General features: G+C 36.5%; 8 protein-coding genes. 2 read left to right on the top strand and 6 right to left on the bottom strand.

Features of this window, described 5'->3' with window-relative positions; translation table 11 throughout:
- Positions 1-370: 370 nt before the first annotated feature.
- From B0A58_RS08890 to B0A58_RS08900, 3 genes are all read right to left on the bottom strand, one after another.
- Positions 371-598, bottom strand: coding sequence for a hypothetical protein (locus tag B0A58_RS08890; RefSeq protein ID WP_089080769.1), 228 nt, complete (start codon positions 596-598; stop codon positions 371-373).
- A gap of 197 nt (positions 599-795) precedes the next feature.
- Entirely contained in the window at positions 796-2,964 is a 2,169-nt protein-coding gene (locus B0A58_RS08895) for a S46 family peptidase (protein WP_089080770.1), read from the bottom strand.
- Positions 2,965-2,987: 23 nt separating this feature from the next.
- Positions 2,988-4,232 (bottom strand): 3-deoxy-D-manno-octulosonic acid transferase, encoded by a 1,245-nt coding sequence (locus B0A58_RS08900; protein ID WP_089080771.1) that lies wholly within the window; start codon positions 4,230-4,232, stop codon positions 2,988-2,990.
- 118 nt (positions 4,233-4,350) lie between these two features.
- Here B0A58_RS08900 and B0A58_RS08905 point away from each other — a divergent pair, with 118 nt between their 5' ends.
- Both B0A58_RS08905 and galE read left to right on the top strand, forming a co-directional pair.
- Positions 4,351-5,487 (top strand): DegT/DnrJ/EryC1/StrS family aminotransferase, encoded by a 1,137-nt coding sequence (locus B0A58_RS08905; protein ID WP_089080772.1) that lies wholly within the window; start codon positions 4,351-4,353, stop codon positions 5,485-5,487.
- Positions 5,488-5,514: 27 nt separating this feature from the next.
- A complete protein-coding gene (gene galE, locus B0A58_RS08910) occupies positions 5,515-6,528 on the top strand; it encodes a UDP-glucose 4-epimerase GalE (RefSeq protein WP_089080773.1) in 1,014 nt (337 codons plus the stop codon).
- A 97-nt stretch (positions 6,529-6,625) separates the two neighbouring features.
- On the opposite strand, the gene B0A58_RS08915 is transcribed toward galE, so the two are convergent.
- The 3 genes from B0A58_RS08915 to B0A58_RS08925 all read right to left on the bottom strand — a co-directional run.
- The gene (locus B0A58_RS08915; protein ID WP_089080774.1) at positions 6,626-8,497 is read right to left on the bottom strand and encodes an OmpA family protein; all 1,872 of its coding nucleotides are present in this window, start codon (positions 8,495-8,497) and stop codon (positions 6,626-6,628) included.
- 252 nt (positions 8,498-8,749) lie between these two features.
- Positions 8,750-9,670, bottom strand: coding sequence for a PorP/SprF family type IX secretion system membrane protein (locus tag B0A58_RS08920; RefSeq protein WP_014083043.1), 921 nt, complete (start codon positions 9,668-9,670; stop codon positions 8,750-8,752).
- Between the two features lie 311 nt (positions 9,671-9,981).
- Positions 9,982-11,197: T9SS type B sorting domain-containing protein (locus B0A58_RS08925; RefSeq protein WP_133063107.1), on the bottom strand; the 1,216-nt coding region annotated here is incomplete at its 5' end.

Raw genomic sequence — 11,197 nt, forward strand, 5'->3', positions numbered from 1 at the left:
TGAGTCTAAAAATATAGTTACTTAGCCCAGTTATGCAACGATTTTTTTTGAAAATTTTCTGAAAAACAACTACGCATCTTTGGATTATTTTACAAATACATTTGGTGTTATTTTGCAAAAGGCAAGCACTCAATGTGCTATTCACATATTGTACAGCGCAATTGTTGCAAGGGCAAACAACTAAGCTTTTTAGAATAGTTGCTATTTATTATATTACTTTTTTATTATGATACCTTAAACGGGTTACACACACATCCTAGTAATTCATAACATATACAGATAACGATTTGTATAACAGCATTAGTTGTATAAACAAAAAAAATCCACGTAAGCTACGTGGATTCTCTTTCAATTAGAATGTTATTTCTAATTATTTTTTTGCTGGAGCAGCAGCTTCTTTAGTTGCTTCAGCAGCTGGAGCAGCAGCAGAATCAGTAGCAGTTGCAGCAGAATCAGAAGCAGTTGCAGCAGAATCAGTTGCTACAGCAGCAGAATCAGTTGCAGCTTCAGTAGCTTCTGGAGCTGGAGCTTCAGCTTGTTTACAAGATACTACAGTTAATGTAGCGATTACTGCTAAACTTAAAAATACTTTTTTCATCTTACTTAATATAAAAGGTTAATTATTAATTCGATGCAAAGATATAATTTTTTTAATATTCCAAATTATTTTTTTAATTTTTTTTTCAAAAATCAATTCTTTACAACATTTTTATCTTTAACAAATACCGTGCCAAACTTTATTAAACAGTAAATGTTATTTTTAAATGTATTGACTTAATAGCAAAAACTCCGATATTATTGCTTTTTTGAGGTTTTTTTGACGGGTTTCTTTTTTGGATGAACTAATTTTAATTCTGAAATTAAATTTTGGGCACCCGCAAATTTATCAATAATAAATAAAATATAACGTGCATCTACCATAACATTTCGACAAATTTGTGCGTCATAATAAATATCGCTCATAGTTCCTTCCCAAACTCTATCAAAATTCAACCCAATTAAGTTGCCATACGCATCAATAGCTGGGCTTCCAGAGTTGCCTCCTGTGGTGTGGTTTGTAGCTATAAAACAAACAGGCATTTTACCATTTTCGGCATACACACCATAATCTTTAGATTGGTATAAGTCAATTAATTTATGTGGTACATCAAACTCATAGTCGCCTGGTACATATTTTTCTATTACTCCCTCTAAATAAGTTATTGGTTTATAAACCGTTGCGTCTTTGGGTTCGTAGCCTTTTACTTTTCCATAAGTTACACGCAAAGTACTATTGGCATCTGGAAAAATACGTGCATTTGGGTTAAGCTCCAATTGGGCTTTCATATACGTTTTAAGTAAAGCGTTGTTTTTTAAGTTCAATTCATTATAAGTTGGTACCACGTCTTTTTGAAATTTCTCTACTACTTGTTTGATAAAATTATAAGCAGGATCGTTTTGAAGTATTGTGATAATGGTATTGTTGTCGTTATTCAATAGATTTTGAAGACCTTCTAAATTGATAAACACCGACTTATTGTATAAATCATTAGATACATTTTGGATAACCGCATTTTTCAAATGGTCTGGCAAAAATGGTTTTGGAACTTTGTTTTGATAAATGTCTATTAATTTTTCAAATATTTTTTGATCTACATTTTTGTTAAAATCTTTGTAAAAATCAGGCATGGAAGCCATCATGTTTTTTTTAGCAGCCTCAAAAGCATCTTTACCTTTGCTTTGATACACCTGCTCTAATTGATACACTTTGTATGCCAAACCTGTAAATTCAACATTTCTGATCATCACTTCCGAAAAATAATCTCTGGCAAGAGCATATTCTTTTATGGCAGCATAATTTTGCTCAAATTCGTTTAGCAATTGGCCATATATGGCTTGTTTATTGGCTTTTGCTACTTTTTCCAAAAAAGCTTTTTCTTGTTTTTGTTTGATCAAAACGGCATTAGATTTTTTAAGCCCTTGAGTTTCGCCTATCCATTTTTTCCAATAATTGGCAATACTAGCATATTTTGAAGCATATTGAATTTTGATGGCATTGTCTTTTCTCATATAGCTATCGGCAATTTTAAGGGCTGCTTCTCTTACTTCAATTTTAGCTGGGTTTAAATCATTTTGAATTTGGGCAACAGCTACTGCGGGCAAATACTCGGTAGTGCGTCCTGGATACCCCATAACCATTGTAAAATCGTCTTGATCTACGCCATCGAGCGAGATGGGTAAAAAATGTTTTGGCACATACGGCACATTGGTTTTAGCATAAGCAGCTGGGTGGTTGTTGGCATCGGCATATATTCTAAAGATAGAAAAATCACCTGTATGTCTGGGCCAAACCCAATTGTCTGTGTCGGAGCCAAATTTGCCAATTGAAGATGGAGGAGTCCCCACAAGTCGAACATCTTTAAAGGTTTCTGTAACAAAAAGCAAGTATTGGTTGCCTTCATAAAAGGTTTTAATTTTGTTTTCTTGCCAAGTCTCTTTTGGAAATTGGGAGGCTACTGTTGCCATGTTAGCTTCTATTTTTTGTTGTTTGGCAGCTTCTGTAGCTTGATCATCCACTCCTTCCAAAACTTGTTTTGTAACATCTTCTATTTTTACAATAAAAGTAACAACCAAATTTTCGTTTGGCAATTCGTCTTCCATTTTATATGCCCAAAACCCGTTTGTCAAATAATCGTGTTCGGTAGAGGAATGATTTTGTATGGCATCAAAACCACAATGATGGTTGGTTAGTAGTAATCCTTTTGGCGAAATTACTTCGGAGGTACACCCCCCATTGAAATGAGGTACAGCATCTTTCAAACTGGAATGATTGACACTGTATAGGTCTTCGACAGAGATTTTCATGCCCAAGTTTTTCATTTCCGTTTCGTTCATTCCTTTCAACAACGAAGGAATCCACATACCCCCTTGCTGTGCCACGGCAAGTTGAGCAATAAAAAGCAATACATACTGGATTTTTTTCATAATTAATTCATTTTGGGTTAGTATTATTTTGTAAAAAACGATTTTATTTTAGCCAATACAAGGGCAGTTGCCCCTTTGTTCATTTGTACAAAGGTATGGCAAATATACCCTTTTTCGTGTCGTACATCGTCATTTTGAAGCAACAAATCGAAAGCTTCTTTTAAGGTTGCTGCATCTTGTATAGTTACACAACCTCCCATTTGCACAAGAGCTGTAGCCTCTGCAAAATGACTGTAATGAGGCCCAATAACGATAGGTACTCCAAATGTAGCGGGCTCTAAAATATTGTGAACTCCAGGATGTCCAAAGCCTCCCCCAACATAAGCTATATTGGCATATTGATAAATTTTGGTTAAAATTCCAATAGTATCTACAATAAAAACGTCGTAATTGGATAAATCATGTTGGTTTTTATTTGAAAACAAAATGTTTTTTTTGGTAATAGATGCTTGCAAATAAGCAATTTGTTCTGGCTTTATTTGATGTGGAGCTATGATAAATTTGATGTTTTGAGGGGCTTGGTTCAGGTATGCTACAAGCAGCTCTTCGTCTTTTTTCCAAGTGCTTCCCATAACAATAGTAGTTTGTTGGTTTGTAAATTTTTCGATAAAATCCAACGTATTGTCTTGTTCCAAAATGGTAACTACCCTATCAAATCGTGTGTCGCCAGACACTGTACTATTCTGAAAACCCATTTGTTGCAACAATGTTTTGGCACTTTCATTTTGAACAAAAAAATGATCAAATGCCTGTAATGCTTGTCTATAAAAACCGCCATACCATTTAAAAAAAACTTGATTTTTTCTAAAAATACCCGAAATCAAATAGGTTTTAACATGATGTGCCTGAAGTTGTTGCAAATAATGGGGCCAAAATTCATATTTAATAAAAAAGGCCATTTCTGGATGTACTAATTGCACAAATTTTTGGGCATTGGACAAAGTGTCTAATGGCAAATAGAGCGTTAGATGTGCTAAATGATTGTTTTTGCGAACCTCAAAACCTGAAGGTGAAAAAAACGTAAGTACTAATTTGTGATTGGGAAATTGTTGCATTAGTCCTTCCATAATAGGCAATCCTTGTTCGTATTCGCCAAGAGAGGCAGCATGAACCCATATCGTTCGATCTGAAGGTGCAATGTGGGTATTTATTTGTTGCCAAACATTTTTTCGTCCATCGACAAAAAGTTTCATTTTTGGACTAAAAAAGGCTAACAACACTACTATTTTTGAAGCCAATACAGCAACGATTTGATAAATGAAAAACATAAAATAAAAATTATGTGGCTAAATTACATTTCTTTCAACAAATTTCATTGTAATATTTTATAAAATAACTATTTTTGTTTTTTTAAATCGAAAAAAAAGCAATTAATTTTTTATATTCATGAAAAAAATTCAAATGGTTGACCTAAAAAGTCAATATGATAAAATCAAAAGCACTGTTGATGCTTCCATTCAAGAAGTTTTAAATACGACCACTTATATCAACGGCCCCGAAGTTCAAAAATTTAGAGTGGCACTTGAAAACTATTTAGGTGTTAAGCATGTTATTCCTTGCGGCAATGGTACAGATGCCTTACAAATAGCCATGATGGGATTGGGATTACAGCCAGGCGACGAAGTGATTACTGCCGATTTTACATTTGCTGCCACGGTCGAAGTGATTGCCTTGTTGCAGTTAACGCCCGTTTTGGTAGATGTTGATTTGAACAACATGAACCTATCGATAGAAGCATTAAAAAAAGCCATTACTCCAAAAACCAAAGCTATTGTACCCGTACATTTATTTGGAAGAGTAGCCAATATGGAGGCTATTATGGCTATTGCCCATGAACACCAGCTGTATGTTATAGAAGATAATGCACAAGCTATTGGAGCCAATTATACGTCAAAAGACGGAACAAAAACCAAAGCAGGAACCATAGGACACGTTGGTGCCACATCGTTTTTTCCTTCAAAAAATTTGGGTTGTTATGGCGATGGCGGAGCTATTTTTACAAACGACGACCAATTGGCACACACCTTGAGAGGTATTGTCAATCATGGAATGTACATACGTTACCACCACGACGTAGTTGGGGTAAATTCCAGATTAGACAGCATTCAGGCAGCTGTTTTGAATGCCAAGTTACCTTTTTTGGACGATTATGGAAAAGCCCGTCAAGAGGCCGCTCGAAAATATTCGTCAATTTTAAATACCCACCCCAGCATTATTGCACCAACTATATGTGATGCTTGCGACTGTCATGTATTTCATCAATATGTAATCCGGATAACCAATGGCAAACGAGATGCGTTGATGGCTCACTTGCAGGAAAAGGACATTCCTTGTGCTATTTATTACCCTATACCACTTCATGCTCAAAAAGCCTATGCTGATAGTCGTTATATAGAATCGGATTTTCCAAATACTAATTTGTTGGTTCATGAAGTTATTGCACTACCAATGCACACCGAACTTGATGATGAACAAATCCAATTCATAACCCAAACCGTTTTGGATTTTATGAATAATGCCTAATAAACCCCAATAATCTAACATAAACACATGAAAATAGTAGTAACAGGCGGCCTAGGATTTATAGGTTCGCACACCGTGGTAGAGCTGCAAGCCAAAGGATTTGAAGTAATAGCTATCGATAATTTATCCAACTCAAGTCTATCAGTTTTAGATGGCATTGAAAAAATTTCGGGTCGAAAACCAATATTCGAACAAATGGATTTGCGAGATAAAAGCGCTGTAAAATCTTTCTTTGAAAAATATAACGATATTACAGGTGTTATTCATTTTGCAGCATCAAAAGCAGTAGGCGAAAGTGTTGAAAATCCATTATTATATTATGAAAATAACCTCAATGCACTGGTTTATCTATTGCAAGAATTAACTCAGCTTCCATCGGCCAATTTTATTTTCAGTTCCTCTTGTACCGTTTATGGTCAGGCAGAAAAAATGCCCATAACCGAAGATGCCTCTGTACAACCCGCCATTTCGCCTTATGGAAATACTAAACAAATTGGCGAAGAAATTATTACTGATGTAGCAAAAGTAAGTCCAATAAATGCCATATTACTTCGTTATTTTAACCCTATTGGAGCACATCCTTCTGCCGAAATTGGCGAATTGCCCATTGGCATACCGCAAAACTTGGTGCCCTATATAACTCAAACAGCCATTGGATTGCGAGAAAAATTATCTGTTTTTGGATCGGATTACCCCACTTCAGACGGTACTGCCATTCGTGATTATATCCATGTGGTCGATTTGGCAAAAGCCCATGTTGTGGCTTTAGAAAGGCTGTTGCACCAAAAAAATACTGCCAAGGTTGAAACTTTCAATCTAGGAACAGGAACAGGTAGCACGGTTTTAGAAGTTATTAAAGCCTTTGAAAAAGTTTCAGAAAAACCATTGAATTATCAAATTGTAGGACGTAGAGAAGGTGATGTCATTGCGGCTTATGCCAATACAGATAAAGCCAACCAAATTTTGGGTTGGAAAGCCCAATCAACACTAGAAGAAAGCCTTGCAAGCGCTTGGAAATGGGAACAAAAAATTAGATCGTAAGATTCACCCCCCCCTTATAATTTTGATGTACAACATCAAACAAAAAGCCTCAAAAATCGTTAAAATTTTTGAGGCTTTATTAATTTTAGACTCCTTTTTATTTTACTATTAAAAATTCAGATCGTCTGTTTTGTGCATGGTCTTCTTCGGTGCAGGTGTCTTTGCAATCTACTTTTGGTTCTGATTCGCCAAATCCTTTGCCCGATATACGGCTTTCGGCTATGCCTTTAGACAATACATATTGCACAGTGGCTTTGGCTCGTCTATCTGATAAATTCATATTAAATACATCGCCACCTCGGTTGTCGGTGTGCGATTTTACAAATACCACCAATTTGTCGTTGCTTTTCATGGCTTCGACAAGTTTGTCTAACTCAAATGCTCCTTCTTGTGTAATATTACTTTTGTTGTATTCAAAAAAGATGGGGTTCAAGACTACTTCCGTTGGAGTAATGATGTGCTCTATAGGGTTCAAGGCGGCATCAATTCTAGCTTTGCTGGCTTTGCTAACTTTGGCTACTGCAAATGTATTGCTTTCAAAGCCTTCTTTGCTGGCTTGTATTACATAAGCTTTTTCGCACTCTACCTTATAGCTTACCTCTCCTTTTTCGTTGGTGGTTTGGGTAGCAATGATGTTTTTGCGATCGTCCAAAATGGCTACTTTAGCATTGGCCAATACATCGCCTGTTTTGGTATTGCTAACAATTGTGGTTACGTCCAAAGCACATACTGGGGTAATGCCATAAATATCGTCGTTGCCAGAGCGGTTGCTCGAAAGGAATCCTGTGTTTTTTTGAACATGAAAGGTTAATGCAAAATCGTCTTTTTCGGTGTTTACGGGTTTGCCCAAATTGACTGCTGGCCCTGGATTGTTCAAATCGATTTGAAAAACATCTAATCCACCAAATCCTTGACGACCGTTTGAAGCAAAATACAAAATGTTGTCGTCGCTTACAAACGGAAATTGTTCTTTGCCTTCTGTATTGACGTTTGGCCCCATGTTTTCTGGGGTTCCATAGCTACCGTCTGGTTTTATGGCCACCTTCCAAATGTCTGAATCGCCTTTGCTACCAGGCATATTGGAGGTAAAATAAAGGGTTTTTCCGTCTTTTGAAAGGCTCGAACTACTGTTTGAATAGGCCGTACTGTTAAACGGAACAGCACTAATGTTGCTCCATTTGCCATTTTCGTTATTGGCTTTATATAGGTTTACTTGTCCAAATTTGGCATTCAAACTTTTATCTTTTTCAAAACTGTTTTCGTCATGACTGTCTTTGGCAAAATACATAGTGGTGCCATCTGCCGAAATACTCACAGGGCCATCGTGCCATTTGGTATTAAGCTCCGTTACGGGTTCTGGTTTTGTATAACTGCCGTCGGCATTGCGTTGGGTTCTATAAATATCCAAAAAAGCTTCTTTGTTCCAGCCATCTGTGCGTCTGGATTTGTTGCTAGCACTTACAAAATAAACTTGGTCGTTTTGGGTTAAAACAGCAGCAAAATCGGCAGCTTCAGAGTTGAAATCGAGTTTTTGTACGTCAAACGATTTTTGTTGCGATGCCAATTTTGGCAAATAATTTGGATCGGCCAAAAAGGCTTTGGCTCTTTGATCATTTGGTGCTAATTTGGCAAATTCTTGCATTTGTTTGTTGGCCAATTCATATTTGCCCGTGGCTTTTAGCATTTGTGCATAGTGGTAGTACACCTCGGCAGGTTGTTTTTCGGCAACGGCTTTGGCATACCAATTCACTGCCTCTGGAGCGTCAAATACGTTGTAGTAACTCTCGGCCAATTGTTTGTAAACATAAGCATCGGCTTTTTCCTGATCGACTAATTTTAAATAATTTTTTGCAGCTGCCACATATTCAAATCGGTTAAACAATTTGTCGGCCGTTTTGGTTTGCTGATTTTGAGCAAACATACCACTAGCCAATAGGGCAACCCCCATCGAAATATATATTTTTTTCATAAATGTAATATTAATTTTTTACAAGCATATATGTTGTCGTTGTTTATCAATTGGTGTTTTAAACCAAGTCGTAATGAAGCTCCTTGTCATATATGTCAAATTTGATGTTGTTTTTATAGTATTGTATAAAAGAGTTGGATTTTATTTTTGATTTTTTAAATTTTTCAATCTTTTAATCTTTTAATTTTTAAATTTTTCAATCTTTCAATCTTTCAATCTTTCAATCTTTCAATCTCTTCTACTTATACTATGCTAGAAATATCTTGGCGAACGAGAAATCTTTTTTGGAAAATTCAAGTCGAATAACAATATAACCTCGTGCGACGACGGTGTGCTGATTTTTAAGTCAGATACAATATGGTCGTAAGCATAACCCACTCTTAATGAAGGACTTATTACAAAATTTACCATCGCTCCAAAGCTGTCTTGAAGGCGGTATGTAGCTCCTAATTCTAATTTGTCGTGGATTAAGAAATTGGTCGAAAAATCTACCGAAACTGGGGCGTTCAAAGCAGATTTGATCATTGTAAAAGGTTTGAATTTTACATTTGGCGACAAATCAAATACATATCCTCCTGTTAAAAAATAGTGCATTACCTCTGTTCCATAAGCCCTGCCATTGTAGTCTAAATATTTGGTTTTTAACATATTTGGTACAGAAAAGGCAACATAATATTTGTTTGTATAATAAAATAATCCCGATCCAATGTTCATCCGGCTGCTGCTCGGGTTGCTTTGTGCAAAAGTAGGGTCGGATTGGATAGGCAAAGTGGGTCTGATGACATTAAAGTCTATTTTGTGCATTGTAATTCCTCCTTTTACCCCAAAGGCCAAGCGGTGATCGCCTCCTAAATTTAGGGTATATGAAAAATCGGCATAGGCATTGGTTTCTTCTACGGGGCCAATTTTGTCGTTGAGCAACGAGAGTCCTACACCCACGTTTTTGCCAACAGGCATAGAGCCAGAAAGCGAAAATGTTGTGGGAGCATCCTCTATTTCTACCCATTGCTTACGGTACAACAATCCAAAGGATAGGTTCTCTTTTGAGCCTGCATACGCTGGATTGATGATGTTCATGTTATACATGTATTGCGTATAATGTGGGTCTTGTTGTGCTGTGGCATCAACAATTCCTAAAAATAAGGTCAAGGCTACTAGGTATATTTTTTTCATTTATCTGAAATTTATGGGTTAGCGGTCATATCTTTATGATTGCTTTTTTTGCAAATTATCAATTAAATTTTGATTGATTCACAACAATGGTTTTATTTCAAATTTGAAGCAGTATTGCTGCTATTTTGCAAGACCTCCTCTTCAATTTTGGTTTAATTTTTTCAAAAAGATATGCTGTTTGTGATTGTTTTTTTTGTTTTTAAAATAAATTCAAAACACCAAAAAACAACCTATTTACTGTTTTATTCTATTTTTAAAAAAATGAAGCTGTCGTATTTCAAACAGCTTCATTTGTAAGACAAATGGATAAATTATTTGTTTTCTCTATTAATATATACCCATCCTGTTTTGGTTTCTTTACCATCACTTTCTATTACATAATAGTAAGCACCATCTGGCAATTCTTCACCTGCATCTGATTGTCCAAACCACTCTTTTTTGTAATTGGTTCGGCTATATACTTTGATGCCATATCTGTTAAAAATGCCTAATTCTTTTACATTCAAGCCCGTTAAATCAAAGAAATCGTTTTGATCGTCGTTGTTTGGCGAAATCCCTTTTTGAATGATACATTGGGTACTGGTAATTGTAATGTTGCTTTGTACAATACAACCACTCGCATCGGTAATGGACACGTTGTAAACACCCGCTTGAGTAATAATTGGCGTTTGAACCCCCATTTGATTGGTAGCAATGCCCGGACCACTCCAACTGTATTGAGCTGTTGTTGGGTTGAAAGAATTATTTACTGGTTCTGCTTTTAATTTAAAGGTATTGCCCTCGCATCCACCAGATAATACAACGTTAAATGGTGCTGTTATGGTAACAGGAGTTGTTTTTTCTAACAACGGACATCCACCTGCGGCGGCAATCGTATATTTTACAGTATAAGTGCCTGGTGTACTGGTACTTGGTGTAATACCTCCTGTTGTTGCATTGAGGGTTAGTCCGGTTGGGCTAGCGCTAAAACTACCTCCTGTAGTACCCGTAAAGGTTACAGCTTGTACATTACTTTCAGATGAACAGAAAGGAGTTCCATAGGCAATACTAGCTTGTGGTGCTGCCGTAATAACAATAGTTGCTGTTTTGATAGAAGCCGCACAGCCGCCTGTAGCTGCAATAGTATTGGTAACCGTGTAAGTACCTGGGGTACTTGACGCTAAATTAACAAGTCCTGTACTAGAATTGATGCTCAAACCTGTTGTACTACTAAATACTCCTGCACTTGAACCCGTTGCCAATGTAGGGCTTGGATTGGTCGCATTTTGACAATATGGTGTTCCTGTATAGCTAAAAGTAGCGTCTTGAGGTGCCGTAATGGTTAAATCAAATGTGGCACTAACTGCCAAACAACCTCCCGCAGCAGCAATGCTATTGGTAATCGTGTAGGAACCCACACTACTAGCCGATAAATTGATAGCACCAGTACTTGCATTGATGCTTAAGCCTGTTGGAGAAGCGCTAAATGTACCCGCAACACCACCATTGGTATAACTCAATACAGGATTGGTTCCTGTTTTGCAATAA

The sequence above is a fragment of the Flavobacterium branchiophilum NBRC 15030 = ATCC 35035 genome (assembly GCF_002217205.1).
Taxonomy (GTDB): Bacteria; Bacteroidota; Bacteroidia; order Flavobacteriales; family Flavobacteriaceae; genus Flavobacterium; species Flavobacterium branchiophilum.